Raw genomic sequence first — 24,463 nt, forward strand, 5'->3', positions numbered from 1 at the left:
CTGGGGGCTCAGTAGGCCGTTATCTGTCCCCGGGGTTTGCCGGCATGGTTCAGGATGGAAGCGGCTGTGTACTCGGGGTCCGGCGTGGAGATGAGCCACGTGCGCCTGGGGGTCTCCAGGACGATGGCCGGACCGCCGACCAGCAACCCCCACGTTCGCTGGCCCAAGTACCTCACGCCGAAACCTTCGATCATGGAACTGGATGCCGCAGGGGAGGCATCAATGATGTCCTGCAACGGGATCGTCTTGGAGTAGAAGGGCCGGCATCTGACCGTCAGGTTCTGGCCTGTCGCCTCAATGGTCACGCTTATTCGGAGTACCCAAACTGTCAGGAGCGCAATGACCGCAACCAGTGCTGCGCTCATCACCAGAACTCCGCTGGGAATGGCCGTTGCAATGATGAAGAAGCAGAGCAGGCCCACCACACTAGCGATGACCTTCTGAGAGCCGCGACTGATCCGGGCCTCTGAAATCACTGCTGACTTCCACGGGAGTGTTTGCCAAGTGTACGCATGGGGCCGAGCCTACTGGTCGTGGGATGGGGAACTAGTCAAGTGGTCGCGCGGCCAGAGAGTGACGGGCTGCCCAACCAGGGGACAGTAAACGCTCCATTGAGCGCTCAATAGGACGTTATCTGTCCCCTAGTTGGGTGAGTGGGTGGGGGCGGAGATAGGTGAGCGGGTGCGTTGCTGGTGGAATGGATGGCCCGGTTCAGTTGGGCCAGGACGTCGCCGGGTTCTCCGTTGGCGTCCACCACTACAAACCGGTCAAACTCGGGAAGTGAACGGTACGCCTCCCGGAATGCCCGGAGATCCGCCACCGTCTCCTGGTCCGTGCCACGCGCCATGACCCGCTGGTGGGCAACGGTGGGGTCCGTGTCGAAGTGCACGTGCAGGTCAGCCGCGGGCAGCTTCTCCAGCAGCCAGGGAAGCAGTTTGCCGCGGCCCAGCCCGGTAGCCCGGCGCAGAGCCAGTTGGCAGTGGAGGTGGCGGTCCATCACCACCAGGCCATCAAACTGCCGGGCCCGTGCATGGTTGACCAGCACGTTGAACAGTCGAACGCCGGTTTCGACGAAGTCCACTACGCGTGGAGCCGCTGTCCATCCAAACCTCTCGGACAACAGCGACATCCTCCGGCGGGCAGCATGATTACTGAGCAGCAGGGCACTTCGTCCTTCAGCGCGAGCGGAATCGACCAAGGCGCGGGCCGCCGTCGTTTTTCCTGAGCCGTCAATTCCCGTCAGAACAATGAGCATGAGCCCTCCCTTCGTCTTCTGTACAACTCGTTCCATGTACAACGCGGGGAGAACGCCACTTGTGCCGGTTGAGGCGCAGATCACAACCCGGCCCGGTTCAGTCCAAGGGCCGCCAAGCGAACTGCGGCTGCTCGCGATTCAGGAAGGCGTTGATGCCGATTCCCATATCCGGGCTCTCCGACATGGCCGACCAGGCGTCCGCCCATTCTGTGTTCAGCTCTAGCGGGTCGGCATCGGCCAGGTCAACCAGCCGCTTCATCGCATGCATTGAGAACAGGGACCTGTTCCGCAGCGTACTGACAAGTGCCGCGCACTTCTCCTCAAAAGACTCTGAAGGCACGACGTCGGCCACCAGCCCCAGTGCCCGGGCCTCGGTTGCGCTAAATGTCAGTCCGGTGAGGAGGATGTATTTCGCATTGGCGCTTCCCACGAGCCGGACGAGGCGTTCCAGGCCCGGGCGGGGGTAGATGATCCCGATTTTGGCCGGAGTCAGTCCGATCACGGCGCGCTGGTTGGCGATGATGAAGTCACAAGCCGAGGCGATCTGCCAGCCGCCGCCCATGCAGGCACCGTCCACTAAAGACACGGACGGCTTGGTGAGGGATGCGATAGCAGCATCAGCTGCGCTGAGGTGGTCCACCGATGAACCGTCCGGCTGAGGATCCACCAGCACGGAAGCGAGTTCGCTGATGGAAGCCCCGGCACAGAACGTATCCCCGGCTCCTCGCAGCACCACCACGGCAACATCCGGATCAGCATCCAGGCGTGGCATCAGCTCTTGGATCTCCAGGCACATGGCACGGGTCAGGGCATTCCGCTGAGCAACGTTGGAGATCTCCACAGTGGCCACGCCATCGGCAATCTCATGGGAAACGTGAGCAATTCGGGGGCGCACTACGTCAGAAACACTGCTCATTGCTGAGCTCCGATCTTCGCCGGTCCGCACATGATGCGGCCCTCACGCTCAAGCCGGGTGACGTCGTCGAGCGTCATTCCAAACTCCATCAGGACATCCGCAGTGTGCTCGCCCAACAGCGGCGGGGGAGAGAGAATTTCGCTGGCCTCACCGTCCAGGCTGAGTGGCCCCCGGAGCAGCGGGAGTTCGGAGCCATCCACGCGCTCGAGCCGCTGCACCAGGCCCAGTGCGGCCACCTGTTCGGACGCAAGGGCCTGCGTGTAGTCAAAGATGGGGCCACAAGGAATTCCGGCCTGGCTGATCAATGGAACCCAATCGGCGGCGGACTTGGCGGCAAGGGCAGTTTCAATGAGCTCGGACAGCTGGTCCCTGTTGGCCGATCGGTCCGCTCCAGTGATGAACCGGGGATCCTCAACGGCCCCGGGAAGACCGAGCAGGCCGCAGAACGTCCGCCATTGCTTGTCACTTCCCACGGCAATATTGATGGACTCCGTAGCTGTGGTGAACATGCCATACGGGGCGATTACAGGGTGGTTGTTGCCCTGCGGGGTGGATGCTTCGCCGAGGCTCAGGGCCTTCTGTCCTTGAAACGCCGAGAGATTGAGTGCGGTCTCCAAAAGCGAGGTGGACACCCGGCCCGGGCGCTCGCCGTTTTGGGCTCCAAGGAGTGAAGCGACAATCCCGAATGCGCAAATCATCCCCGAGGTGATGTCCACGATCGGTACCCCCACGCGATAGGCCGAGCCTGGCCCAGGGCCGGTGACGGACATCAGCCCGGACATTCCCTGGATGACCTGGTCCAGGCCGGCGTCGTCTTTGAGGGGGCCGGTGTTGCCGAATCCTGTCACGGACGCAACCACGAGCCCCGGGTTTAACTCGTCCAGTCGTGCAGGAGTAAACCCCATTTTCTCCAACGTGCCGGGCTTGAAGTTCTCCACCAGGACCTCTGCGCCGGCGATCAAATCGGAGAGGATGTCGCGCCCTTCGTCAGAGTAGAAGTCGATGCACACCGACACTTTGTTGCGGTTGACGGAGTCGAAGTAGAGGCTGTGACCGTTTTGGAACGGGGGCCACTGGCGGGCCGTGTCGCCCCCGTTGACGCTTTCCACCTTGATGATCCTGGCACCCATATCGGCCAGGAGTGCGGTGCAGTAGGGGCCGGCAAGTGCTCGGCTGAGATCGATCACGGTTATTCCGCGCAGTGGTTTGAGCATGGCGGGCACCTTTCGTCGGTTGGAGGGTTGGAGCACCCGGGGCCTAAGCCGCGGGACCTCCAAGCAGCTGGTTCACTGTGTGAACCGTTGGTTCAATTTGGGAAGTCGCCTGTAATGTAGGGCACTGAGGGAAGTCGGTCAAGCGGGAGTGTGGATGAGTACGCAGAGCGTGGTCACGGCAATTCGTGTGTTGGAAGCGGTCTCGGACAACCAGCCGGCGGGCTTGTCTGAGCTAAGCCGCGAGGTGGATGTACCCAAGGCAACCGTCCTGCGCATGCTCAGGACGCTGGGTGAATTGGGGTGGGTGGCGCAGTCCGAGGCTCAGGCCGGAAAATGGGTCCTGACCAACCATGCCTTTGCCGTTGCAAGCCGTGGAAGCAGCGGTTCGGTCATCCGTGACGCCGCCATGGGCCCACTGAACGCGCTGCAGTTGGACACCACCGAAACCGTTCACCTGGCAGTGCCGGACCGCGGGTACATGCTGATCATTGAGCGCCTGGACACCCCACACGTCCTCCGCGCGTTCCTGCCCCTGGGTTCGCGGCTTCCCATGCACGCTTCTTCCACGGGGATGGCCTACCTTTCGGCAGCTGATGAGGCGTTCGTGGATGAATATCTTTCCGGACCGCTGGAAGCCCTGACTCCCCGGACGGTGGTGGACCCTGCGCGGCTTCGGGCGATGATCGCGGACACCAGAGCCCGGGGATATTCCATCAACGAGCAAGGCCTCAGCACCGGAATCACGTCAATCGGCGTGCCTTTGTTGGGCTCCGGTGGTGTGGCGGCGGGTTCAATCTCCATATCCGGACCGTCAAGCAGAATAGTGCCGGCCAAGTATCAGGAGTACGGCGAGGCAGCCGCGGGTACCGCTTTGGAGATCAGCCGCGCCTTGGGGGCGTTCTCCACAAAGGGTTACTAAGTTTCCCGTCCGAATACTTCGTTCCGGCGTAGTGCACGCCTATCATGATGCTATGTACGTACCCCTTACGGGCTCAGGGTCCGTTTGAACTAATTCCGTGGGGGTACGTAAGCGATATAGGGAAGTAATTCCCTGATCGGTGCCCGTTGGCATGGGTGGCGCTTCAGTAATGGAGTACCAGCGGACGCCTTCCTGAATAGACAAACCGTTATTGAAAGGGATGCGTAGCTCAATGAACACACTCTTAATAATCGCCGGTGTTATCGCGATCATCTTGCTCCTGGTAGGCGGATTCAATCAGGCACTCAGCTTCTTGCTGTGGGTTGGAATCATCCTGCTGGTGCTGGCCCTGATTGGCTGGGTAGTGGGCCGAGGCCGGTCGCGCGTATGACAACAGACCCAAGCGAAGTTGCTGGTTTTGCGCAGGTTCGCGATGGGACCACCACCCCCGGACACCCGATTCCCAGAGATCCTGGGATGCCCGGCTCGAGCAATCAGGTGCCTGTAGGTGATGCATCGTCGGAAAGTCCGGACGACGCCGTCGATGCCGGTCCCAGCGAATCGGCCAGTCCGCCAGGACCAGCCGAGGAAAAGGACGAGAAGACCGCGGATTCGCGTGGTCTGACTACCGAAACCAATCCCACGGATTGATCGGCGCCAGCGCGGCCGCGAGCAGGAGAAATCCAGTCCGCGGCCGCGCTCTCTTGGCAACCCGGCATGTGGTTTGCCCTCTAATTGCTGGGAGCTGTCTTTAGCGATTGGAAAATGAATGCGAATAGGTTCAATCATCGGGCTGTTCGTGGTGGTGTGGCTCATTATTGGTGCCATTGCTGCCGGTCAGCGGGGATATTTCACTTCTCCCCCCGCGCAGTGTTCACAGTTAGCCACCATCGCGTTGAATATTGTTGCCGGCCCGCTTAATTACACGGGCATGGATCCGCAAGGTGGCTGTGAGATTCCGCAGCCGTCATGAGTAAATCGGCGCGAAGCCTGGCCGTTTTCCTGACGTTCCTGGCGGCGATCGCAGGGTTGGTCAGCGGATGTTCCCCGCATCCATCAGCGGACACCTTGGAAGGACCTGCCAAGGAGGTTTCTTCCGCAGTGCGCGCGGCCAGCCTGGCGGTGGACCTCAGGATGGCGGACAGCACGACGGCGGCAGCGGCATCCACCGCGGCGGACGACATGCTGGGCGAGGTGGAGTCCGCCACGGACAAAATCCACGGCTTCGACGCGCCCACTCAAGAGGAACGCACTCTGCGCAACGACATGCTCGCGTCCTTTTCCGCCATCTCCCGCGCGCTCCTTCACGCCAGGGACGTCCTGACAGCGTCCGCGGGAGAGCCTGTGGCCTCCAGCGATGGGCAGGCCCGGCTGTCCAGCGTGAAGGAAGAACTCCGAACTGCCACGGACCAGCTGGATAGTCTCATGACCAAGGCCGGCATTCAGTGAAGCGGCTCCTCGGTGTTGCACTTGGCATCCTGACGGCGATCGGGGGCTTTGTTGACATCGGGGATCTAGTGACAAATGCCGTGGTGGGCTCACGGTTCGGGTTGTCCCTGGCATGGGTGGTGCTGATCGGCGTCGTAGGCATTTGCCTTTTCGCCAATATGTCCGGCCGGGTAGCAGCAGTCTCAGGGCGGGCCACGTTTGAGGTCATCAGGGAACGAATGGGACCACGGGCAGGGCTGGCCAATCTGGGTGCGTCCTTCCTGATCAACCTCATGACAGTCACTGCTGAGATCGGCGGCATCGCCTTGGCTCTTCAGCTGGCCAGCGGTGTGTCGTACATGCTCTGGGTGCCTTTTGCGCTGCTGGCCGTGTGGCTGGTGATCTGGCGGGTGAAGTTCAGCATTATGGAGAATGTCACGGGGCTCATGGGCTTGTCCCTGGTGGTGTTTGCTGTGGCTCTTTTCCTGCTGAAGCCGGACTGGGGTGCGTTGGCCGGTCAGGCATTCGCTCCTGCTGTTCCGGGCGAGGAGAGCGCCGGAACATACTGGTACTACGCCATTGCCCTTTTCGGGGCTGCCATGACGCCCTATGAGGTGTTCTTTTTCTCTTCGGGCGCCGTTGAGGAACGCTGGAAGGTCAAGGACCTGGTCCAATCACGGATCAACGTCCTCCTGGGCTTCCCGCTGGGAGGGTTCCTGTCCATCGCGATCGCTGCTTGCGCCGCCGTCGTTCTTCTGCCTGCCGGGATCAGCGTGACCACACTCTCGCAAGTGGCGCTGCCCGTGGCGCAGGCAGGAGGCCAGCTTGCGTTGGCTGTCCTGCTCTTGGGAATCGTGGCGGCCACCTTCGGGGCAGCGCTGGAAACCACGCTTTCCAGCGGTTACACCCTGGCCCAGTTTTTCGGATGGCCATGGGGCAAGTTCCGCCGCCCCGCTGCTGCTTCCCGCTTCCATGTGGCCATGATGGTGGTTTTGCTGGCCGGAGTGGCTGTCCTGGCAACAGGAGTGGATCCCATTCTGGTGACCGAGTACTCGGTGGTCTTCTCGGCCATTGCCCTGCCACTGACGTATTTGCCCATCCTCATTGTGGCGAACGATCCCCAGTACATGGGAAAGCACGTGAACAACCGTGCCGTAAATGTGGCTGGGCTGGTGTACTTGGTCATCATCCTGGTGGCCTCGCTGGCTGCCATCCCCTTGATGATTGCGACGGGAGCAGGAGCATGAGCAAACCGGTCCGTATCCACCCGCGTAACGTCAGGCCTGCGCCGCGTCCCGCGGGACTGGTGCTCGATGCCCAGTTGCACTTGTTGGACCGCCAGGTATTGGACGTCGACGGCGTCCCCGTCACCACGGTGGACGATCTTGAGCTGAGCGGCCCCGAACCTGATGAACCAATCCCCGAAGGCACCGAAGCGCCACACATCACGGCGTTGCTGACGGGGCCGGTACTGGGGACACGCATCTTTGGCGGCCGGCCGCCGTCGAGCAGGTTGATCCGCATTCCTTGGAGTGTGGTGGCAAGTGTGGACACGGTGGTGAAGTTGGGAGTGCGCTCGGACTCCCTTGATGCCTCGTGGGTGGAACGGTGGCTGCGGAACCATGTGATTGCGCGGATTCCGGGGGGCCGTCATGCTCCTTAATGACTTACTGGGCAGTGATGTGGTGGATGACCAGGGTCAGCGGCTGGGGGAAGTTTCGGATGTCCGCTTCGCCGTGGATGCCGCACCGGGCCAGCTCCTGAGCAAGGCAAGGGTGGTGGGAATGGTTGTAAGCCCCCGCACCGCTGCGTCTTTCCTGGGGTATGAACGGCGCGGACTGACGCAGCCTTGGCCGGTGGCCCAGCTGCTTCGTTGGCGGCACAGGGGGTCATTTCTGGTGTTGTGGGAGGACATCGCAGTGATGGGTCCGCGGGAAGTTACGCTGCGTCCAGGCTTCACGGCCTACGAGTCCACGCTGGAATCCTAAGCCCTCGAATGGCCTTTTACTAAGTTTGCTGACTATTATCGTCAAAGGCATGGACATGCCACCAAGGGGCCTTATAGGTTCGAAGTGTTCCATTAACACGTTCCACCGCTCAGGGAAAGGACAGTTCACATGGACAAGCAGAATGCCACACCGGAAGAGGAAGTGGGAGGCTACGGCACTCCTACCGCGGAGCAGGAGGCCGGCGGAGGCCAGGCACAGCCCCGCGTGGAAGAAGACATCGAGGAGGCTGCCCTCGGCGAAGGCACTGGCGCGCCGAACCTCAGCCACCTGAATCCCGAGGATTCAGACAGCGCAGGTGAGCCGGGTGCCGGCCGATTCGGCGGAACCGAAGAGCAGTCCCACGCGGAGCAATCCTCGCTGCCCGACGGCAACGACGACAGCTTGCCGGACGGCAGCGGCAACGACCTTCCCCAGGAAGAGTCTCCCAACGACGATGACGATGAAAGTTTCGACGCCGGCTAAGAGCTTTGGCTGGCGCGCTTTAGACAGGCGCGCCACTGGTTAAGCAGCCAGCTGGCTGGCGCGCCACCAGCAGTACAGCATGAGCACCCGAGACGCGATCGAAGGAGCAAACCTATGGCTACGGTCAATAAGTCAATCGAAGTAGATGTCCCCGTATCTGTCGCCTACAACCAGTGGACACAGTTCGAGACGTTCCCCCAGTTCATGAATGGAGTGGAGGCCGTGGAACAAATCGACGAAACGGGCCTTCACTTTTCAACCAACGTGGGCGGAGTGAAGCGCGAATACAACGCGCAAATCATCGAGCAGGTCCCGGATTCCCTGGTGAGTTGGGCCAGCGTTGACGGTCCGCGCAACGGCGGCACCGTGAGCTTCGAGCCCCTGGACGCAGGCCGGACGCGGGTGAACGTTGAAATTGTGTGGGAGCCCGAAGGCCTCGCTGAAAAGGCTGGTTCAGCACTTGGTGCGGACAGCCTGCGGGTTGGCGCAGACCTGGACAAGTTCAAGAAGTTCATCGAAGCCCAGGGCCACGAAACCGGTGCCTGGCGAGGCACGGTGTCCGGGGGAGATGTTGATGACACGGGCGAGACTTTTGGCAGTGGAGCAGCAACAGCCGAGTTCCACCGGTGGATCCGGACCTCTCAGCACCCGCCGCGGACGTCTCTGCGCCCGCTCCAAATGAAGGGCCGGCAGAACCGCCGCAGCCCCGCTCACCAGGACTCTAGGTGAGGTTCTCTGGTGTGAGGCCCTGAACTGACTCACACTGGAGGCAGAAGAAATGGAATAGCTCCAACGAGGGCCGGCCACTACAACTGGCCGGCCCTCGCGGCACCCTTTGAAGATAGGAGTTCCGCGGCCATGGCAACCTCCGGCACTGTGGAAGTTGAACAGAAATTCGACGCCCATGCGTCCACTCCGCTGCCGGCCCTGGACCAGCTGGAGGGCATCGAAAAAGTGGGTGAACCCGCGAGCCATAGCCTGGAAGCGATCTACTTTGACACCCGGCACTTGGCCCTCGCCGCCCGGGGAATCACGCTGCGCCGCCGCACTGGTGGACCGGATGCCGGATGGCACCTGAAGCTCCCGCACAGTGCCGGTAAGAGGGCAGAGATCCAGACTCCACTTGGAAACGCGGATACCGTCCCCGCAGAACTCATGGACCGGGTGCTCGCCTATACCAGGGGTCATGCAGTGGCTGCCGTGGCAACGCTCAACACAGAACGTACAAGCTACGCGCTCTACGGCAACGACGGACGGCGCGTGGCCGATTTCGTGGATGATCACGTCCGCGCCAAGTCGATGCTTGATGAACCACGCGAGATGGAATGGCGGGAGTGGGAGCTGGAGCTGGCTGCATCCGTGGACGCTGATGACGCGGAGTCCTTGCTGAGCACTTTGACGCGGCAACTCGCAGATGCCGGAGCCAAGCCGAGCGAGCGGACTTCCAAGCTGGCAACCGCATTGGGCGAGGCATGGCCCGCCTCGAACCGGACGGAACGCGAAGAGTCCGGCGGCGACGGCCCGGCAATGGTTCCCGTGCTCAATTACCTGGACGAACAAGTGGCCGCGATGCTTCTCCAGGACTCCCATGTACGCCTTGCCCGTGACGATTCGGTTCATCAAATGAGGTCCCAAATTCGCCGGATCCGGGCAGTGCTGCACGGATTTAGTGCGCTTTTCGAACCTGACGCTGTGAAGGATCTGGAACGGGAACTGAAGTCGCTCGCCAAGACCCTTGGCCGGTACCGCGACGTGGAGGTCCTGCACGGACACCTGAAGGCGCGCCTTGAAGAACTTCCGGGGAAGCTCGTCCTGGGACAACTCGCGGATGAGCTGGAAGAACGCATGACCCTGAGGGCCAATAATGCGATGTCAGGTGTGAGGAACAGGTTGAACAGCCCCCGCTACTTCACATTGCTGGACAACCTGGAAGCGTTCCTTGAGCACCCACCGCTGACATCGAAGGGTTCAGCCCCGGCGAAGGAAACCACGGCAAAGCTCGTCAACAAGGCCGGCAAAAGGCTCCGTAAACGGCACGGCGCAGCGGTGAGTGCCGCCGTCGGGCCTGAACGCGACAAAGCTTTCCACGAAGTGCGGAAGGCTGCCAAGAAGCTACGCTTCGCCGCGGCGGCCGTTGAGAACATCCATGGCAAACGTGCGGTGAAGCTGGAGAATGCGGCTCACCGCGTTCAGTCGATTCTGGGCGACCACCAGGACAACGTCATGGCCCGAGCGGAACTGCTGAAGCTGGGCTCCGCGCCAGGCATCAGCAACGGTGCTTTCACGTATGGAGTGCTCCATGCGATGGAACGCACCGCCGCTGATGCCGCGCAGCAGGAGTACCTGCGGAAGGGCAAGAAGGCGTTGAAACTACGCCTCAAAAAGTAGGGAGTTTTTGTACAGCAAACGCCCTTAAAACGCCTTCTAAAGGTCATCTGCTGTACAAAAACTCCGGGGCCTTACTTGCTGAGGAAGGCCAGCAGGGCCTGGTTGATCTCAGCGGCGTGCGTCCAGAGCAGGCCGTGCGGGGCGCCCTCGATTTCCTGGTACTCGGCGCTGGGCAGAGCATCCTTGAAGCGCCTTCCTGTGGCGTCGATCGGCAGGATGTTGTCCGCAGTGCCGTGAACAATCAGGGCAGGGACGTCAATCTTGGGGATGTCGGCGCGGAAGTCGGTAAGCCACGTGGGTTGGGCGGCAACCGACGCGAACGCGCCGGACTTGCTGGCCAGGTTCCAGCTGGCGTCCACGGCTTCCTTGCTGAGGCGTTCGGTACCAAGGAAGGTATCGGTGTTGTAGAAATTCTTGAAGAATTCGGTGAAGAACGCGTACCGGTCCGCTGTGACGGCTTGGGCGAGACCATCGAAGACGTCCTGCGGAACGCCGTCGGGATTGTCCTCGGTCTTCAGCAAGAACGGCTCCAAGGAACCGAGGAATACGGCCTTGGCAACGCGGGCCGAGCCGTACGTGCCGAGGTAACGCGCAACCTCGCCGGTTCCCATGGAGAAGCCCACCAACACGGCGTCGTTCACGTCCAGCGTGTCCAGCACGGTCTTCAAGTCAGCGGCGAAGGTGTCGTAATCGTATCCCTGGGTGGGCTGGCTGGACCTGCCGAACCCGCGGCGATCGTAGGTGATCACGCGGTAACCGGCGTCCAGGAGTGCGGCCGTCTGCTTCTCCCACGAGGACCCATCCAAGGGGTAGCCGTGAATCAGGACCACTGCCTGGCCGGTCCCATGATCCTCGTAGTAAAGCTCAATCTCAGTGCTGTTTTCGTTTCCGACGGTGATGTAAGCCAAAACTCAAGTCCCTTCGATGCGGATCAACACGAACGTTTCCAGCCTAGTGTCCGGGGCAGACACCCGCTCGGTCCTACAGGTTGGTCATCCGCTCGCCTGCCTCGTTGTAGCGGCCACCCTCCACGGTGATTTTTGCCGCGGCGGCCTCGATTTCGGACAGTTCCGCAGGCGAAAGTTCGACGTCGGCCGCGGCCAGGTTTTCTTCGAGGCGGTGCAGTTTCCGGGTGCCGGGAATCGGCACGATCCACGGCTTTTGTGCCAGCAACCATGCCAAGGCGATCTGGCCCGGCGTCGCACCTTTTCGTTTGGCGATGCCGGCGAGGAGATCCACCACGGCCTGGTTGTTCTGCATGGCCTCCGGGGTGAACCGGGGGATGGTGCTGCGGATGTCGTTGCCGGATTCGAAGCTGGTGGAAGCGTTGATGGTGCCGGTCAGGAATCCTTTGCCCAGTGGGCTGAAGGGAACAAAACCGATCCCAAGTTCTTCGCAAACATCCAGGACTTCTTCCTCCGGACGGCGCCACCACAGCGAGTACTCGCTCTGAACCGCAGCCACAGGGAGGACTGCGTGGGCCCGCCGGATGGTGCTCGCGGCCGCCTCGGACATGCCGAAATGCTTCACCTTACCGGCATCGACGAGGTCCTTGACCGCGCCTGCCACGTCCTCAATGGGGACGTCCGGGTCAACCCGGTGCTGGTAGTAGAGGTCCAGAGAATCGACTCCCAGCCGGCGCAGCGATCCTTCCACGACTTCCTTGATGACCTCGGGCCGGCTGGTGACCTTCCCGCTGGGCTTCCGAGTTGCGGAGTCAATGTCCCAGCCGAACTTGGTGGCAATGACCACCTGGTCCTTGAAGGGGGCCAACGCTTCGCCCACGAGTTCTTCATTTGCGTAAGGCCCATAGATCTCGGCGGTATCGAAGAACGTCACGCCGCGCTCCACTCCGGTACGGATGAGGGAGATCATTTCCTCACGGACCGGCCTTTCGCTGTAGCCGCCGGTCATGCTCATGCAGCCCATGCCTATGGCTGAAACTTCCAGGCCGCTGGTGCCAAGTGTGCGCTTTTCCATGGTTGGTCTCCTATGCATTTGGTGCGGACAGCTACTTCGACGTTATGGGGCAGCGGCCGGGCATGGGAGTCCCTGACATTACCCCTCACTTTTCTCTAGTTGCCCACAGCAACCAGACGTAAACTGGCCTTCGGTTCATAACGCTTTAGCTCGGAGTCCCCATGCTTTGGAAGGTACTTGTCCGTTTCCTGCGGCCGCATCAGCGGCTGCTGATCGCCGTCGTCGTCTTCCAGTTGGCGCAGTCCATCGCGTCCCTGTACCTTCCGACGCTGAACGCCGACATCATTGACAACGGCGTGGCAGCCGGCGACACGGACTACATCATGCGCATGGGCGGACTCATGCTGCTCATCACCTTGTTGCAGATCGCGTGTGCCGTGGTGGCCGTGTATTTCGGCGCGAAGGCTGCCATGGGGATGGGCCGCGACCTCCGCTACGCCATCTTCAGCAGGGTAGGGGAGTTCTCCGAGCAGGAAGTCACCAGGTTCGGGGCGCCATCACTGATCACCCGGTCCACCAATGACGTTCAGCAAGTGCAGCAGTTGGTGCTCATGTCCTGCACACTCATGGTGGCAGCGCCCATGCTGAGCATCGGCGGTGTGATCATGGCAGTGCGCCAGGACGCGCAGCTCTCCTGGCTGATCGCGGTGTGCGTGCCGATTTTGCTGGTGGCGGTCGGGCTGATTGTGACCCGCATGGTGCCGCTGTTCCGTAAGATGCAGGTCCGGATCGACGCCGTCAACAGGGTCCTGCGCGAGCAACTTACTGGTATCCGGGTTGTGCGGGCGTTCGTCCGGGAGGACATGGAGACAGCCCGTTTCGCCAAAGCGAACGACGACGTCACTGATGTTGCGCTGCGGGCCGGCCGTTTGATGGCGCTCATGTTCCCTGCGGTCATGTTGGTGATGAACGTGTCGTCCGTAGCGGTGATCTGGTTCGGCTCCTTCAGGATCGAGGACGGCTCCATGCAGGTGGGCACTCTGATCGCGTTCCTGAGCTACCTCATGCAGATCCTTATGTCCGTCATGATGGCCACGTTCATGGCCGTGATGATCCCGCGCGCGTCCGTTTCCGCGGACCGGATCGGCGAGGTGCTGGACACCGCATCAAGTGTCCAGCCGCCGTCGAACCCTGTCAACGGCGGTATCCGTCGCGGCGAACTGGAAATGCGCGACGTCGGATTCGCCTACCCGGGTGCCGAACAGCCGGTGCTGAGCGGGCTCTCTTTCACCGCGCGTGCGGGGGAGACCACCGCGATCATCGGCAGCACGGGTGCAGGGAAAACTACGCTTGTGAACCTCATGCCGAGGCTGTTCGATGCCACCTCCGGTTCCGTGCGAATGGACGGCGTGGACGTTCGCGAACTGCACCCGGACCTGCTCTGGGGACACATCGGCCTGGTACCGCAGCGGCCCTATCTTTTCTCCGGGACCGTCCGCAGCAACCTTCACTACGGCAAGCCCGATGCCACTGAGGACGAGCTGTGGCAGGCGCTTTCAGTGGCCCAAGCCCGTGACTTCGTTGAGGAAATGGAAGGCGGCCTGGACGCGGTCATTTCCCAAGGCGGCACCAACGTTTCCGGTGGGCAGAGGCAGCGGCTCGCGATTGCCCGGGCGCTGGTGAAACAGCCGGAGCTCTACATCTTCGACGACTCCTTCTCCTCCCTGGACACCGCCACCGATGCCCGGCTCCGGCAGGCCCTCAAACGCCACACCAACGGTGCCACGCTGGTGATCGTGGCCCAGCGCGTTTCCAGCATCGCGGACGCGGACCAGATCCTGGTGCTCGACGACGGCAGGATCGTCGGGCGCGGAACGCACGAGGAATTGTTGGAGACCTCAGAAACGTACAGGGAAATCGTGTCCTCCCAACTCGCAGCGGAGGAGGCAGCATGAGCGCAGTATCAGCAGGCCCGCGCGGTCCCCAGCGTCCCGCCATGGGACCTGGCCGTGGCGGTCCTTTTGCCGGGATGAACATTCCGGCCGAAAAAGCTTCCAACTTCTCCGGCTCGGCCAAACGGTTGTTGGGAACCCTGCGGCCGGAGCGGTTCTGGTTGACGCTTGTTTTGGTGTTTGCCGGGGCCAGCGTGGTCCTATCTGTGATCGGACCCCGCTTGCTGGGCGAAGGGACCAACCTGATCTTCGCCGGCGTCGTGTCCAAACAACTGCCCGCAGGCGTATCCAAAGCAGACGTGATCGCGGGTCTGCGCGCCTCCGGTGAGAACAGCAAAGCCGACATGCTGGGCGCCATGAACCTCACTCCCGGCATCGGAATCGACTTCCCTGCACTGGCCTCCGTGCTGCTGTGGGCGCTGGCCCTGTATGTCCTGGCCTCAGCATTCGGTTGGATGCAGGCGTACGTGCTCAACGGCGTCGTGCAGCGGACCGTGTACCGCCTCCGCGAGCGGATCGAAGCGAAAATCCACCGCCTGCCCCTGCGCTATTTCGACTCCATCCAGCGCGGCGAGCTGCTGAGCCGGGTGACCAATGATGTGGACAACATCTCCCAAAGCCTGCAGCAATCCATCAGCCAGGTGGTGTCCTCCCTGCTGACCGTGCTGGGTGTTCTGGTGATGATGTTCCTGCTCTCACCGTTGCTGGCTCTGATTGCTTTGGTGACCATTCCGTTGACGCTGGGAACCACCCTGCTGATCGCCAAGCGCTCCCAGAAGCTGTTCGTGGCGCAGTGGAAGAACACGGGCGAGCTCAACGGCCAGATTGAGGAAACCTACACCGGGCACGCGTTGGTGAAGGTTTTTGGGCGGCAGAATGAGGTTCAGGAGAAGTTCCGGGCAAAGAATGGCGAGCTGTACCAGGCGAGCTTCGGGGCGCAGTTCGTGAGCGGCCTGATCATGCCCGCCATGACCTTCATTGGCAACCTTGTGTATGTGGGAATCGCCGTGGTGGGTGGCTTGCAGGTGGCCTCCGGATCCATGCAATTGGGCGATGTTCAGGCGTTCATCCAGTACTCACGGCAGTTCACCATGCCCTTGGCGCAGCTGGGATCCATGGCCAACATGCTGCAGTCCGGCGTTGCCTCGGCCGAGCGGGTTTTTGACTTGCTGGATGAGGAAGAAGAATCCGTTGAGCCTGCTCCTGTTTCGCGGTCCGGTCCTGCGCGCGGACGACTGGTGTTCGAGAACGTGTCCTTCCGGTACTCGCCGGACAAGCCGCTGATCACGGACCTCAGTTTGGTGGCCGAACCTGGTCAGAGCATCGCCATTGTTGGGCCAACCGGGGCTGGCAAGACCACCTTGGTGAACCTCATGATGCGGTTCTATGAGCTTGATTCGGGACGGATCACTCTTGACGGCGTGGACATTGCCTCGCTCTCGCGGCAGGAACTTCGTTCCCGGATGGGCATGGTCCTCCAGGACACGTGGCTGTTCGGCGGCACTATCCGGGACAACATTGCTTACGGCCGACCCACGGCTTCCGAGGCCGAGATCATGGAGGCGGCGCAGGCAACATATGTGGACCGGTTCGTGAAGTCCTTGCCCGAAGGGTACGACACCTTGCTGGATGATGAAGGCGGCAATGTATCCGCCGGTGAGAAGCAGCTGCTCACCATTGCCAGGGCCTTCCTGTCCCGTCCATCGGTGCTGATCCTTGATGAAGCCACCAGCTCCGTGGATACCCGGACCGAGGTGTTGGTCCAGAAAGCCATGAATGCTCTGCGCTCGGACCGGACCAGCTTTGTGATTGCGCACCGGCTCTCCACCATTCGGGACGCCGATCTCATCCTGGTCATGGAGGCCGGGCAGATCGTGGAGCAAGGGACGCACTCGGAACTGTTGGCCTCCGGTGGGGCATACTCCCGGCTGTACGAGGCCCAGTTCGCGGCGCCCGCGGCTGAAGTGTGAGGGCTGGCGCTTCTGGCCCAGCTTTCGACGCCGGTGGGCCGGTTTGCAACTGCAGTAGGTTGATTTCGGGCTGCTGGAGATTCAAAGATGGGCCAGAAGCCACAGCACTAGACCCGACGCCGGGCCACAGCGTAGGACGGTTCCCGCAGTCGCCTCGTCCAGTCGTATGTCCCAGCAGTTGGAAGCGGGTTGAGGACAGGATCAAATCGTTCGGCGGTTTCGCTACCTTGAGTATCGGCAAGGGTGAGCGTTAACGTTCCGAATCTGGTCCACGGGCCCAAAGGACTGGCATGATGCAGCTCCAGTGTCCACGTCTGTTGTCCGAGATATGAGCTAAAGGCGCGTGGCTCGGCTGGCAATTTGGCCGCTCCTCCGACTGTCCTTGCCGCGATGAGCACGGGACCCGTCTCAGACTTATAGGGCATCATCGTGGAGAACACTGCCGATGCCGCGTCCCGCCTGAACCGCAAAATGAAGCGTCCTAAACCTGTGGCGCCGGTGGTCGCGAGGAGCATGTCACACATGTTGCCCTGCTCCGTTAGGCGCACTGCCAGGCCGATGATGTCCGGGAAAGAGCCCGGCAAACCGAGGGAGCGCGAGAGCCGAGCGTCTACAGGATTGGTCCCGGCCGTGTCCAGCCAGGGGATTCCCGATGCCCGGTGGGCAAGCCCGTCCCTTTCAAGAGTTCCTACAAGGTGAACCCCTTTTGGGTGGTTGGGCCTGTTGGGGCGAACCACTTTGATGGCCCGGAACACCGCAGCGAAAACAGACCCCGCAAAGGCCTGGACGTTGTTGCTCAATCTCTTCACGGAATTACCCTATGCGGACTGCCCACCGAAAGACAGATGCCTTATCAATTACGGATGAAGCTCATGGCAGCCGGGATGGCCGCAGCACGTTGGCATCCCCGGCCTTGCCGGGGTCGAGCGGAACCGGACTTACCAGGACTGCAGGCCCGCGGTGCAGCAGGCCCCCGGCAATAACCTGGCACCGGACGCCTCCACGCCCGCGCATGGCTTTGTGGGCACCCGGAGCCAGCATTTCGTCCATCCAAGCGCAAGGGTGTGCGGGCCGCCCTGCTTTGAGGCGCACCTCATCTTCCCCGGACTCAATGGCGAACTCATTGCCCAGCAAGGGAGCCAGCTCTACTCCCCGAAGGACTACGTTCCGCCGGGTCAGCAGCGGGTCGAAGGGCCCGGCGTCGAGTTCGGCGGCGATGGATTCCAGGGCCTCCACGGCGAATAAGGTCACGGCGGCATCCATGTGTGCGGCCTTGCCAAAGAACCTGTCGCCAACAATGCCTTTGCCCGCCACCACTTCAGCCTGTTCCGCATCGGTGGTGGGGACGTCTGCCGCACCTTCACGTGCGCGGCCAAAGTAGGCGTGGGACGGTGACACCAAAAGGTGCAGTACCTCGACGTCGTACCTGTACTCAGCGATCATCCCTTAACGCTAGCCCCAGCGTGGAAACTACGCATGAAGCATTGCCCCTCAAAGTAAAGGGTGCTTTACTTTGAGCGTGAGTAAAGCTTCCTTTACATCGAGGCGGGCGCCGGCCCACCACTACGTCCTGGCCATCCTGCTGGGTGCCATGCTGACGGTTGCGGTTGCCGGACTGGTGGGAGCATCAAATCCCAACGACTTCTGGCCTGCTGCAGCGATCGGTGCCCTCTGCACCGCCTATCCGGCAATGTCGCTGAGCGGCAAGATCTTCGTCTCCCATCACACCGTCACCCGTGATGCGCATGGCGAGCAGAGCGTGGAGTTGCAGTGGATGCGCCAAGCGGGGGCGGGGGCCTTTTTGGATATCCTCGTGGTCATTGTGGTGGCATCACTGGTACTGGCGATCGGGCGGTTGGATGTGGAGGCGCTTCCGATCCTTCTGGGCCTTGTGGCGTTGAGCGCTGTTGACGTCGGGTTGCGATACGTGGCCATTCGCCACCGCGCACTGAAGTGAAGGTGCCGTTGACGTGAAGAACAACCTCGCCGAGCGTCGTGCTGAACGCCGTTGGACACAGGCGGACCTGGCGGCGGCGCTGGGGGTTTCCCGGCAGACGGTCATCTCCATTGAGCGCGGAAAGTTTGATCCGTCCCTGCCGTTGGCCTTCCTTATTTCGCAAACCTTTGACTGTGCCATTGAGGACATCTTCATCCCGGAATAACGCCTTGTGTCCCACGCCGCAGCGCTTTATGGACCGTCCGGATACTGTGGCACGGTGAACTTTGCTGAGGCTGCCGACGGCACCGAACTCGCATGGACGTCCCAAGGCGAAGGCGAGCCCATGCTGCTGATCGCCGGACAGGCCACGGCCATGGATGGCTGGGGCCCGACGGCGGCGCTCCAGTCCCGCTATTACCGCGTCATCCGCTTCGATCACCGGGGGATTGGGCGGAGTGGGAAGGGTGACGCCGAGCGTTACACCACGAGGTTGTTCGCCCAAGATGCTGTTGCCGTCCTTGATGCCGCCGGAGTGGATTTAGCACACGTGTACGGTCACTCGATGGGCGGGCGGATTGGCCAGTGGTTGGCCATCGATGCCCCGCAGAAAGTCCGCACCCTCATCCTCGCAGCCACGAGCGGGGGGAAGCGGCCTGGACTCGGAACGCAGCCTGACAGTGCCGCCTTGGAGGCTTTGGTCAGCGGCGACATGGCCCGGCTTGAACCGCTCTTCTTTGGCGCAGAATGGGCGCGGAACAACCCCCAAGCAACGCACACCTTCTTCAACTCGCCAGCTTCCGCGTGGGCCAAGGCGCGGCACTTCAAGGCCAGCCGTGAGCACGACGCTTGGAATGACCTCGGCTCAATTCAAGCCCCTACGCTGATACTCCACGGCACTGAAGATGCTCTGGCGCCTTTGCCCAATGCACTCCAGTTAAGGGAGCACATCCGTGGCTCAGTGCTGGTTCGTGTGCCTCGAGCGGGCCACGGGCTGCACTTGGACCATCCCGAGACAGTGGAATGGATCCGGCAATTCATCGACCGGAAGAGCCGCTAAAGCGCGGGAACGTTCAACACTTCGAGTGCGGCCAGGAGGTATGGCCGCGGATCTGGTTCGGAGCTGGCCGCCCACTGCATCCATGCTTCAAAAGTGGCAGCGAGGTAGGCGGCGCTCAGGAAGCGGGCTGCCGAGTCGGAAAGGCCGCTCTCCCTAAGAAAGGCCAGGGCCCTCTGGCGCTGTGGTGCCAGTGATTCGTAGCTCCGGCTGGTCAACTCGGGGTGCTCGGAGATCAGACGGAGCCTGCCGCGGGTGACTGACAGGTCCGGGATGGCGGAAACCCCGGCGATCGCTGCCTCGCGCAACCCGGCCAGAACGCCGCCGTCGGGCCTGGGTCGGTGGAAGGAGCCGAACGCGAGTGTAGATGCCTCCACCACAGGTTCGCTTCCGCCCCATACAAGATCGGCTTTGCTGGCGAAGTAGCGGTAGAGGCTCTTGCGGCCGATTCCGGCGGCCCGTGCGATGTCCTCCATGGAGGTGTTCTCGTAGCCGTGCTCGGCGAAGAGTCCCAAGGCCAGTCCGGCCACGGCATCGGGGTCGATTGTTGCGGGCCGGCCGCTGACACGCTGAGGCTTGCCTTCTTCCGAATTCATTCCTCCAGTATTCACTCTTCCATAATGACACAGAGTGTCATAAGGTGAGGGGACAACCGGGCAATCATTGGAAGGACATCATGGGCAGCGACGCTTCATGGCAGGAGGCCACTACCTCCGGCCGCTTTGCCGGCAAGACCATCATCGTCACGGGCGCGGCCTCGGGCATCGGCCAAGCCACCGCTTTGAGGATTGCGAAGGAGGGCGGCAGGGTCATAGCGGCGGACATCAGCAAGGAGCGGTTGGACGCTCTTGTGGAGGAGAACACAGGCCTGGATCTGATTCCGGTTGCTGGCGACATTTCCACCGAAGAGACGGTGGCCGCTGTGCTGGACGCCGCGGGCGGACACGTGGATGCGCTGGCCAATGTTGCCGGCATCATGGATAACTTTGCGCCCATTCACGAGGTTGATGACGAGCTCTGGGACCGCGTTTTCCGCATCAATGTCACGTCCCTGATGCGCCTGACCCGTGCAGTGGTGCCGCTGATGTTGGACGCCGGATCCGGCTCGGTGGTCAACGTTGCTTCCGAGGCCGGACTGCGTGGTTCGGCTGCAGGTGCTGCCTATACAGCGTCAAAGCATGCCGTGGTTGGCCTTACCAAGAATTCAGCCGTGATGTACGGTCCGAAGGGCCTGCGGTTCAACGCCGTGGCTCCAGGTCCCACCATTACCAACATTGTGGCTAACTGGGGATCACAGCTCGCAGCCGAACGCCTAGGACCGCTCATGCAGGCAACGGTTCCCACTCCGGCAACCGCTGCGCAATTGGCAGCATCCATTACCTTCCTGCTCAGTGATGATGGCACCAACATCAACGGTGCCATTCTTGCGTCCGACGGCGGCTGGTCGGCTCTATAGGGATCTCTCGCCCAGGTGCCGGACCAGTGCATCGACTATGGGAAGTTGCCCTTTGACGAGCTTGGTCCGGGCCGCGGTTTCCTCGAACCATCGTGCGTCGTCGATCTCCGGGAACTCCTTGATGGCACCCGAGCCTTTTGGCCACTCCATGGGAAAGGTGTTGCTGACAATCTGCTGAGGCTGAAAGTCTGTGGCTTCTGCAGTGAACGCGGTGATCAATTTACCGGATGGCTGCCGGAAAACACCCAATAGTTCATAGTGCGCCGCCGGGGGTGGTGTACCTATTTCTTCAGTGAATTCCCGTTGAGCGGCAACCAATGCGTCTTCGTCCTCAGGGAATTCTCCCTTGGGAATTGACCATGCGTGTTCATCTTTGCGAGCCCAAAAGGGTCCGCCCATATGGGCTATCCATAGCTCCAATTGACCGGCCGTGTTTCGCCGGTGAAGGAGGATGCCGGCGCTGCGAATGGTGATGTGCCCTCCCGGGTTCAGGCGTTGCGCTCTCATTGGATGGATATGCCAAGGCTACTCGTTGAGTTGGCACCGTTATCCAATTGATGTTGAGTTGACCATTTTGCCTGTCCATTTCTCTTCCGGCGGGACCTTGGCTACTTGATAATCGAGGACAGGCGTTTTTCGGGGGTGGAACGTCGTTGCGGTCCGCGGCATCAGCCGTTGACGGGTCTGGGCGCATCAGCAGGAGGAAACAGCTATGGCATTTTCAGTGAGGCTCCTTCCACGTGGGGGAAGACAAGCAATGGGGTTGGCCGTCATCGCAGCGGTCGGTTTATCAATGTTCACCGGAATTGGTCCATCACATGCGGCGGACACCACGCCCATGGCTGAGGATCCCGGCCCGGTGGGCAGCTTCGCCTGGAAAGGTTTCAACTGGCAGAAGCGTTTTTGGGGTGGGGCGCCCATGTATAACGCCACTTGGGACGCCAACAATGTGAGCAATCCGGACGCGGACGGTTACGTCAAGCTGTCCATCAGCAATCCCACGGGCTCTGCCCCTAAGGGGGCGGAATTCCAGTCCACGCGTGAAGGTTTCGGATATGGCACGTACAGCACCACTGTGGAGAAGGATGTCAGCGCCCTTCAGAAAGAAGTGGTGTGGGGTTGCCTGTTCACGTACGACCCAAATGCGGAGCCGGGTTATACGGAGATTGACCTTTGCGAAGCCTCGGCCTGGGGCGGGGGCGCTGCTTACGGTGAAAATTGGCCGGTGACCCAAGGGCATGGATATTGGTTTGACTCCACCTTGCCGCCGGGGCAGGGAAACAACACTGTCACCTTTGACGTCACCAATGCTCCGATCCTTACGCACAGGATGGTGTGGGAACCGGGCAAGCTGACTTTTGAGACGTTCGCGGGTGAGGGCTACAACGGAACCCTCCTGAAGCGAACTGTCCTGGAAGGCTCTACTGTGCCGCTTCCGGCGAAGGAGCAAATTCACTTCAACCTCTGGGTGACAGGTGGTGGCGGCGGGGATGCTGCCCATGTTGCTCCTGAAACCGTGACCATCCGGGACTTTTCCTTTGTTCCGGCGAATCAAGGTCAGCTCACAGCACCAACTCCCACCATCTCAGGGACGGCCGCTGTTGGTTCAACGTTGACCGCAGTCCCGGGGAACTGGACCGCAGGAACCGCCCTCGGCTATCAGTGGTACCGAAATGGCACGGCAATTGCCGGCGCAACCGGTGCCACCAGGGTCCTTGCCGCTGCGGACCAGGGCGCCACTTTGACTGTCCGGGTGACGGGTAACAAAGCCGGCTATGCCACAGCTATCAAGGAATTAGCTCCCACGGCAGCGGTGGTGGCAGGGACGTTGGTAGCCCCAGCCCCCACCATCACTGGAACACTCGCAGTGGGTTCAACCCTGACAGCTAACCCCGGAACATGGACCTCCGGGACCACCTTGACGTACCAGTGGTACCGGTCCGGTGTGGCGATCGCAGGGGCAACGGCCAGAACATACAAGCTGGTGAGTGCGGACCAAGCTGACACCATGAGCGTGAGGGTTACCGGTACCAAGGCCGGCTACACCACGGTGACGAAGTCCTCGGCCAGCACTGCTGTGATTCCGTAAGCCGGCGGCCCGGATGCACCAAACCCGCAGTTGTGTCGTGCTGGAGGTAGCGACACAACTGCGGGTCCGGTGATTGACCCGACTTTCAGGGCTTAGCTAAAGTTCCTAGCCCTTCTGCGCCCGGACCGGCACGATCCTCTTGATGGCGAGGCCGAGTGCCAACATGGCGAAAGCTGCCAGTGCGTACCAGAAGAGGTCCCCGGCTCCGGTCATTGCGAGCGTTCCGGAGCCCATTCCGGCTGCTGCTGCCCCTGTCACGGGGGCTACTGGGTTGTTGTACATGAATCGGTTACCAAACTTTCTTTCTGTTAAGTGCTGCATCCAGGTACGCCTTGGCGTGAACAGCCTGGAGGAAGATATCAATGACGGTTTCGTACATGGTTGCGGCCAGGAGCATGTACCTCCAGCCCCGGAAACGCACAGTAACTATGCGTTCCAGGATGAAGATGCCGGTGACGGTGATCCAGAAGGGCTGAAGGTTCAGGCCCATCCCGGATATCAACGCGAACAGGATGGAACCGAAGTAGGCCAGCGTCACGATGACGCCGATCATGGAAAGAAACTGGCGTCCCCAATAAGGCCTGGTCACTTTGGTCCATCCGTATTGCACGCAGTTCTCCACCGCGCCGCGCTTCCACCGGAGCCGCTGGGACCAGAGTTCACGCCACGTGGGCATGACCTCCGTGACCAGCGTGCAGTTTGATGGTGAGGCGATGCGGTAGCCCAGGGTCAACAGGGCAAAGGAGAGTTCGTTGTCTTCGGTCAGGACCGAGGTGTCGTAAACGCCGCCCTTGCCGTTGCCGGGAGGGAGCGTGCCCTTCAACCGGGCGGCAACGACGTCGCGCAGTGTCTTGACCCGGAATAGGGCCGCAGTGCCGGTCACTACCAGGCACTTGCCATGGAGTCGCTTCACATCCCGTGCGTAGCGGGCGTATTCGTTGCGCTGCAGGTGGCCTACAAAGCCGCCACCAGGGCCGCCGCTGAACACACCGCCAACGGCACCGAGCATCTTATCGGCCAGCAGGTTCTTGGTGGCGTTCTCAATGAAATCGAGGGCGAGCTGCGAATCGGCGTCCTGAACCAGGACGAGGTCCTGGGGGTCCGCTTCCGGCAGGAGCTCACTGAGGGCGAAGTTCAGTGCTCCGGCTTTTTTGTCTTTGTTGCCTACTGTCCGGATGACTTCGGCGCCTTGGGCCAAGGCAAGCTCTTCAGTATTGTCCGTGCAGTTATCTGCCACCACAATGATGCGGTCCGGGCGATGGGTCTGGTTGTTCAAGGAGTGAAGCGTCTCAGTAATCCCGGCGGACTCATTGTGTGCCGGAACCAGGACGGTGACTACCCCGCCTGCCGCACGGTGGGATCGCCGCCGCCGGCGCCTGAAAGCCGTATCCGGTGTGTTTGCCGGGCCCGGTACAGCTGTGGTGGCCATGGTTTCCGTAAGCATTGTGATCCCTCCGTTCGTGCGTTGAAGCGTTGACTCACTTAGAGTTCC

30 protein-coding genes are annotated in these 24,463 nt (G+C 61.5%); 18 read left to right on the plus strand and 12 right to left on the minus strand.

Going from position 1 to position 24,463, the window contains the following annotated elements:
- Window positions 1-8 precede the first annotated feature (8 nt).
- The 4 genes from BACI9J_RS03015 to BACI9J_RS03030 all read right to left on the minus strand — a co-directional run bounded on the left by BACI9J_RS03015 (window position 9) and on the right by BACI9J_RS03030 (window position 3,385).
- Window positions 9-476 carry a hypothetical protein gene (locus BACI9J_RS03015; RefSeq protein ID WP_159733118.1) on the minus strand — a complete coding sequence of 156 codons (468 nt, stop codon included), beginning with the start codon at window positions 474-476 and terminating at the stop codon, window positions 9-11.
- Between the two features lie 143 nt (window positions 477-619).
- Complete coding sequence (locus BACI9J_RS03020; protein WP_159733119.1) at window positions 620-1,255, minus strand: dTMP kinase; 636 nt, start codon at window positions 1,253-1,255, stop codon at window positions 620-622.
- Between the two features lie 97 nt (window positions 1,256-1,352).
- Window positions 1,353-2,171 (minus strand): enoyl-CoA hydratase/isomerase family protein, encoded by an 819-nt coding sequence (locus BACI9J_RS03025; protein WP_159733120.1) that lies wholly within the window; start codon window positions 2,169-2,171, stop codon window positions 1,353-1,355.
- Window positions 2,168-3,385, minus strand: coding sequence for a CaiB/BaiF CoA transferase family protein (locus tag BACI9J_RS03030; protein ID WP_159733121.1), 1,218 nt, complete (start codon window positions 3,383-3,385; stop codon window positions 2,168-2,170). Before BACI9J_RS03030 ends, BACI9J_RS03025 begins: the two co-directional genes overlap by 4 nt.
- 154 nt (window positions 3,386-3,539) lie before the next feature.
- On the opposite strand from BACI9J_RS03030, the gene BACI9J_RS03035 reads away from it, so the two are divergent.
- The 11 genes from BACI9J_RS03035 to BACI9J_RS03085 all read left to right on the plus strand — a co-directional run bounded on the left by BACI9J_RS03035 (window position 3,540) and on the right by BACI9J_RS03085 (window position 10,591).
- The gene (locus BACI9J_RS03035) at window positions 3,540-4,304 is read left to right on the plus strand and encodes an IclR family transcriptional regulator (RefSeq protein WP_159733122.1); all 765 of its coding nucleotides are present in this window, start codon (window positions 3,540-3,542) and stop codon (window positions 4,302-4,304) included.
- A 232-nt stretch (window positions 4,305-4,536) separates the two neighbouring features.
- Window positions 4,537-4,695: a hypothetical protein gene (locus BACI9J_RS03040; RefSeq protein WP_018778776.1), complete on the plus strand. Its 159-nt coding sequence runs from the start codon at window positions 4,537-4,539 to the stop codon at window positions 4,693-4,695.
- The gene (locus BACI9J_RS03045; protein WP_159733123.1) at window positions 4,692-4,955 is read left to right on the plus strand and encodes a hypothetical protein; all 264 of its coding nucleotides are present in this window, start codon (window positions 4,692-4,694) and stop codon (window positions 4,953-4,955) included. Before BACI9J_RS03040 ends, BACI9J_RS03045 begins: the two co-directional genes overlap by 4 nt.
- 118 nt (window positions 4,956-5,073) lie before the next feature.
- Window positions 5,074-5,277 carry a hypothetical protein gene (locus BACI9J_RS03050; RefSeq protein WP_159733124.1) on the plus strand — a complete coding sequence of 68 codons (204 nt, stop codon included), beginning with the start codon at window positions 5,074-5,076 and terminating at the stop codon, window positions 5,275-5,277.
- Window positions 5,274-5,753, plus strand: a complete 480-nt coding sequence (locus BACI9J_RS03055) for a hypothetical protein (protein ID WP_159733125.1) — start codon at window positions 5,274-5,276, stop codon at window positions 5,751-5,753. Before BACI9J_RS03050 ends, BACI9J_RS03055 begins: the two co-directional genes overlap by 4 nt.
- Entirely contained in the window at window positions 5,750-6,979 is a 1,230-nt protein-coding gene (locus BACI9J_RS03060; RefSeq protein WP_159733126.1) for an Nramp family divalent metal transporter, read from the plus strand. Before BACI9J_RS03055 ends, BACI9J_RS03060 begins: the two co-directional genes overlap by 4 nt.
- The gene (locus BACI9J_RS03065; RefSeq protein WP_159733127.1) at window positions 6,976-7,395 is read left to right on the plus strand and encodes a hypothetical protein; all 420 of its coding nucleotides are present in this window, start codon (window positions 6,976-6,978) and stop codon (window positions 7,393-7,395) included. The genes BACI9J_RS03060 and BACI9J_RS03065 overlap by 4 nt, the downstream gene beginning before the upstream one ends.
- The gene (locus tag BACI9J_RS03070; protein WP_159733128.1) at window positions 7,385-7,720 is read left to right on the plus strand and encodes a PRC-barrel domain-containing protein; all 336 of its coding nucleotides are present in this window, start codon (window positions 7,385-7,387) and stop codon (window positions 7,718-7,720) included. Before BACI9J_RS03065 ends, BACI9J_RS03070 begins: the two co-directional genes overlap by 11 nt.
- Before the next feature lie 129 nt (window positions 7,721-7,849).
- Window positions 7,850-8,203 (plus strand): hypothetical protein, encoded by a 354-nt coding sequence (locus BACI9J_RS03075; protein ID WP_201296489.1) that lies wholly within the window; start codon window positions 7,850-7,852, stop codon window positions 8,201-8,203.
- A gap of 114 nt (window positions 8,204-8,317) precedes the next feature.
- Window positions 8,318-8,932 carry an SRPBCC family protein gene (locus tag BACI9J_RS03080; RefSeq protein ID WP_236558331.1) on the plus strand — a complete coding sequence of 205 codons (615 nt, stop codon included), beginning with the start codon at window positions 8,318-8,320 and terminating at the stop codon, window positions 8,930-8,932.
- A gap of 129 nt (window positions 8,933-9,061) precedes the next feature.
- On the plus strand, window positions 9,062-10,591 hold the full coding sequence (locus tag BACI9J_RS03085) for a CYTH and CHAD domain-containing protein (protein ID WP_159733129.1): 1,530 nt from the start codon (window positions 9,062-9,064) through the stop codon (window positions 10,589-10,591).
- A gap of 71 nt (window positions 10,592-10,662) precedes the next feature.
- Here the strand turns inward: BACI9J_RS03085 and BACI9J_RS03090 are convergent, their stop codons facing one another.
- Window positions 10,663-11,499: an alpha/beta fold hydrolase gene (locus tag BACI9J_RS03090; protein ID WP_159733130.1), complete on the minus strand. Its 837-nt coding sequence runs from the start codon at window positions 11,497-11,499 to the stop codon at window positions 10,663-10,665.
- 73 nt (window positions 11,500-11,572) lie between these two features.
- Window positions 11,573-12,571, minus strand: a complete 999-nt coding sequence (locus BACI9J_RS03095; protein WP_159733131.1) for an aldo/keto reductase — start codon at window positions 12,569-12,571, stop codon at window positions 11,573-11,575.
- Window positions 12,572-12,732: 161 nt separating this feature from the next.
- On the opposite strand from BACI9J_RS03095, the gene BACI9J_RS03100 reads away from it, so the two are divergent.
- Both BACI9J_RS03100 and BACI9J_RS03105 read left to right on the plus strand, forming a co-directional pair.
- Window positions 12,733-14,466, plus strand: a complete 1,734-nt coding sequence (locus BACI9J_RS03100) for an ABC transporter ATP-binding protein (protein WP_159733132.1) — start codon at window positions 12,733-12,735, stop codon at window positions 14,464-14,466.
- Window positions 14,463-16,433, plus strand: coding sequence for an ABC transporter ATP-binding protein (locus tag BACI9J_RS03105; protein ID WP_159733133.1), 1,971 nt, complete (start codon window positions 14,463-14,465; stop codon window positions 16,431-16,433). The genes BACI9J_RS03100 and BACI9J_RS03105 overlap by 4 nt, the downstream gene beginning before the upstream one ends.
- A gap of 107 nt (window positions 16,434-16,540) precedes the next feature.
- Here the strand turns inward: BACI9J_RS03105 and BACI9J_RS03110 are convergent, their stop codons facing one another.
- Entirely contained in the window at window positions 16,541-17,242 is a 702-nt protein-coding gene (locus tag BACI9J_RS03110) for a hypothetical protein (protein WP_159733134.1), read from the minus strand.
- A gap of 61 nt (window positions 17,243-17,303) precedes the next feature.
- Window positions 17,304-17,876, minus strand: a complete 573-nt coding sequence (locus tag BACI9J_RS03115) for an MOSC domain-containing protein (protein WP_159733135.1) — start codon at window positions 17,874-17,876, stop codon at window positions 17,304-17,306.
- Between the two features lie 76 nt (window positions 17,877-17,952).
- On the opposite strand from BACI9J_RS03115, the gene BACI9J_RS03120 reads away from it, so the two are divergent.
- Genes BACI9J_RS03120 through BACI9J_RS03130 form a run of 3 tightly spaced genes read left to right on the plus strand, consistent with a single transcriptional unit; the run spans window position 17,953 to window position 19,429 of the window.
- Entirely contained in the window at window positions 17,953-18,390 is a 438-nt protein-coding gene (locus BACI9J_RS03120) for a hypothetical protein (RefSeq protein ID WP_159733136.1), read from the plus strand.
- Between the two features lie 13 nt (window positions 18,391-18,403).
- A complete protein-coding gene (locus BACI9J_RS03125) occupies window positions 18,404-18,595 on the plus strand; it encodes a helix-turn-helix transcriptional regulator (RefSeq protein ID WP_159733137.1) in 192 nt (63 codons plus the stop codon).
- A gap of 54 nt (window positions 18,596-18,649) precedes the next feature.
- A complete protein-coding gene (locus BACI9J_RS03130; RefSeq protein WP_159733138.1) occupies window positions 18,650-19,429 on the plus strand; it encodes an alpha/beta fold hydrolase in 780 nt (259 codons plus the stop codon).
- On the opposite strand, the gene BACI9J_RS03135 is transcribed toward BACI9J_RS03130, so the two are convergent.
- The gene (locus tag BACI9J_RS03135) at window positions 19,426-20,022 is read right to left on the minus strand and encodes a TetR family transcriptional regulator (RefSeq protein WP_159733139.1); all 597 of its coding nucleotides are present in this window, start codon (window positions 20,020-20,022) and stop codon (window positions 19,426-19,428) included. The two genes, BACI9J_RS03130 and BACI9J_RS03135, sit on opposite strands and share 4 nt — an antisense overlap.
- An 80-nt stretch (window positions 20,023-20,102) precedes the next feature.
- Here BACI9J_RS03135 and BACI9J_RS03140 point away from each other — a divergent pair, with 80 nt between their 5' ends.
- A complete protein-coding gene (locus BACI9J_RS03140) occupies window positions 20,103-20,882 on the plus strand; it encodes an SDR family NAD(P)-dependent oxidoreductase (protein WP_159736331.1) in 780 nt (259 codons plus the stop codon).
- Here BACI9J_RS03140 and BACI9J_RS03145 read toward each other — a convergent pair.
- Window positions 20,877-21,356 carry an NUDIX domain-containing protein gene (locus BACI9J_RS03145; RefSeq protein ID WP_159736332.1) on the minus strand — a complete coding sequence of 160 codons (480 nt, stop codon included), beginning with the start codon at window positions 21,354-21,356 and terminating at the stop codon, window positions 20,877-20,879. The two genes, BACI9J_RS03140 and BACI9J_RS03145, sit on opposite strands and share 6 nt — an antisense overlap.
- Before the next feature lie 364 nt (window positions 21,357-21,720).
- On the opposite strand from BACI9J_RS03145, the gene BACI9J_RS03150 reads away from it, so the two are divergent.
- Window positions 21,721-22,971, plus strand: a complete 1,251-nt coding sequence (locus BACI9J_RS03150) for a hypothetical protein (protein ID WP_236558333.1) — start codon at window positions 21,721-21,723, stop codon at window positions 22,969-22,971.
- 105 nt (window positions 22,972-23,076) lie between these two features.
- Here the strand turns inward: BACI9J_RS03150 and BACI9J_RS03155 are convergent, their stop codons facing one another.
- A complete protein-coding gene (locus tag BACI9J_RS03155; protein WP_201296490.1) occupies window positions 23,077-23,253 on the minus strand; it encodes a hypothetical protein in 177 nt (58 codons plus the stop codon).
- Window positions 23,254-23,260: 7 nt separating this feature from the next.
- On the minus strand, window positions 23,261-24,415 hold the full coding sequence (locus tag BACI9J_RS03160; protein ID WP_159733140.1) for a glycosyltransferase: 1,155 nt from the start codon (window positions 24,413-24,415) through the stop codon (window positions 23,261-23,263).
- Between the last annotated feature and the right edge of the window lie 48 nt (window positions 24,416-24,463).

Source organism: Arthrobacter sp. 9V (assembly GCF_902506065.1).
GTDB lineage: Bacteria > Actinomycetota > Actinomycetes > Actinomycetales > Micrococcaceae > Arthrobacter.

Coding starts and splice junctions, on each gene's coding strand:
- BACI9J_RS03020 (WP_159733119.1), bottom strand. CDS start 1,255: ATGCTCATTGTTCTGACGGGAATTGACGGCTCAGGAAAAACGACGGCG.
- BACI9J_RS03025 (WP_159733120.1), bottom strand. CDS start 2,171: ATGAGCAGTGTTTCTGACGTAGTGCGCCCCCGAATTGCTCACGTTTCC.
- BACI9J_RS03030 (WP_159733121.1), bottom strand. CDS start 3,385: ATGCTCAAACCACTGCGCGGAATAACCGTGATCGATCTCAGCCGAGCA.
- BACI9J_RS03035 (WP_159733122.1), top strand. CDS start 3,540: ATGAGTACGCAGAGCGTGGTCACGGCAATTCGTGTGTTGGAAGCGGTC.
- BACI9J_RS03040 (WP_018778776.1), top strand. CDS start 4,537: ATGAACACACTCTTAATAATCGCCGGTGTTATCGCGATCATCTTGCTC.
- BACI9J_RS03045 (WP_159733123.1), top strand. CDS start 4,692: ATGACAACAGACCCAAGCGAAGTTGCTGGTTTTGCGCAGGTTCGCGAT.
- BACI9J_RS03050 (WP_159733124.1), top strand. CDS start 5,074: ATGCGAATAGGTTCAATCATCGGGCTGTTCGTGGTGGTGTGGCTCATT.
- BACI9J_RS03055 (WP_159733125.1), top strand. CDS start 5,274: ATGAGTAAATCGGCGCGAAGCCTGGCCGTTTTCCTGACGTTCCTGGCG.
- BACI9J_RS03065 (WP_159733127.1), top strand. CDS start 6,976: ATGAGCAAACCGGTCCGTATCCACCCGCGTAACGTCAGGCCTGCGCCG.
- BACI9J_RS03070 (WP_159733128.1), top strand. CDS start 7,385: ATGCTCCTTAATGACTTACTGGGCAGTGATGTGGTGGATGACCAGGGT.
- BACI9J_RS03075 (WP_201296489.1), top strand. CDS start 7,850: ATGGACAAGCAGAATGCCACACCGGAAGAGGAAGTGGGAGGCTACGGC.
- BACI9J_RS03080 (WP_236558331.1), top strand. CDS start 8,318: ATGGCTACGGTCAATAAGTCAATCGAAGTAGATGTCCCCGTATCTGTC.
- BACI9J_RS03085 (WP_159733129.1), top strand. CDS start 9,062: ATGGCAACCTCCGGCACTGTGGAAGTTGAACAGAAATTCGACGCCCAT.
- BACI9J_RS03095 (WP_159733131.1), bottom strand. CDS start 12,571: ATGGAAAAGCGCACACTTGGCACCAGCGGCCTGGAAGTTTCAGCCATA.
- BACI9J_RS03100 (WP_159733132.1), top strand. CDS start 12,733: ATGCTTTGGAAGGTACTTGTCCGTTTCCTGCGGCCGCATCAGCGGCTG.
- BACI9J_RS03105 (WP_159733133.1), top strand. CDS start 14,463: ATGAGCGCAGTATCAGCAGGCCCGCGCGGTCCCCAGCGTCCCGCCATG.
- BACI9J_RS03115 (WP_159733135.1), bottom strand. CDS start 17,876: ATGATCGCTGAGTACAGGTACGACGTCGAGGTACTGCACCTTTTGGTG.
- BACI9J_RS03135 (WP_159733139.1), bottom strand. CDS start 20,022: ATGAATTCGGAAGAAGGCAAGCCTCAGCGTGTCAGCGGCCGGCCCGCA.
- BACI9J_RS03140 (WP_159736331.1), top strand. CDS start 20,103: ATGGGCAGCGACGCTTCATGGCAGGAGGCCACTACCTCCGGCCGCTTT.
- BACI9J_RS03150 (WP_236558333.1), top strand. CDS start 21,721: ATGGCTGAGGATCCCGGCCCGGTGGGCAGCTTCGCCTGGAAAGGTTTC.
- BACI9J_RS03155 (WP_201296490.1), bottom strand. CDS start 23,253: ATGTACAACAACCCAGTAGCCCCCGTGACAGGGGCAGCAGCAGCCGGA.
- BACI9J_RS03160 (WP_159733140.1), bottom strand. CDS start 24,415: ATGCTTACGGAAACCATGGCCACCACAGCTGTACCGGGCCCGGCAAAC.